General features: G+C 42.5%; 1 tRNA gene and 2 rRNA genes. All 3 read left to right on the top strand.

The features are described 5' to 3' along the window. Positions 1-114 (top strand): 16S ribosomal RNA (locus LB449_RS13810); the annotation flags it as partial. A 118-nt stretch (positions 115-232) separates the two neighbouring features. Continuing rightward, positions 233-306 (top strand) — tRNA-Ala (locus LB449_RS13805). Between the two features lie 137 nt (positions 307-443). Beyond that, a 23S ribosomal RNA gene (locus LB449_RS13800) occupies positions 444-530 on the top strand; the annotation flags it as partial.

Here is a 530-nt window from a genome sequence, read left to right as displayed (position 1 = left end):
CTGGGGGTACCTGAAGTCGGTCGCCGCAAGGAGCCGCCTAGGGTAAAACTAGTAACTGGGGCTAAGTCGTAACAAGGTAGCCGTACCGGAAGGTGCGGCTGGAATACCTCCTTTTTTAGAGTATTGCATCTGATAAGATGTAGTAGACGTTTAGAGAAAGGGAATTAATTAAGCTTTGATCCGGAAAGGATTAGGATAAGCTTTGATGTTTCTAATTGTCAATTTAATATTTGGGGGATTAGCTCAGCTGGCTAGAGCGCCTGCCTTGCACGCAGGAGGTCATCGGTTCGACTCCGATATTCTCCACAACTAATAACTTATCCAGTTATTAACAACGTTCATTGACATATTGAAAATATATAAGAATACGAGAGTAAGAGCGTATTTCTTTCGTTAAGAAAGAAGTATGACGAGTAAAAATAAAAATAAATAATTATCGAATAGATAAGCTTATTAAGGGCGTATGGGGGATGCCTAGGCTCTCAGAGGCGACGAAGGACGTGACAAGCTGCGATAAGCTGCGGGGATTA

Origin of the sequence: Psychroflexus lacisalsi, assembly GCF_020164495.1 — a bacterium.
GTDB lineage: Bacteria > Bacteroidota > Bacteroidia > Flavobacteriales > Flavobacteriaceae > Psychroflexus > Psychroflexus lacisalsi.
The sequence above is the reverse complement of the archived record's forward strand: the minus strand, read 5'-3'. Positions and strand labels throughout refer to the sequence as shown.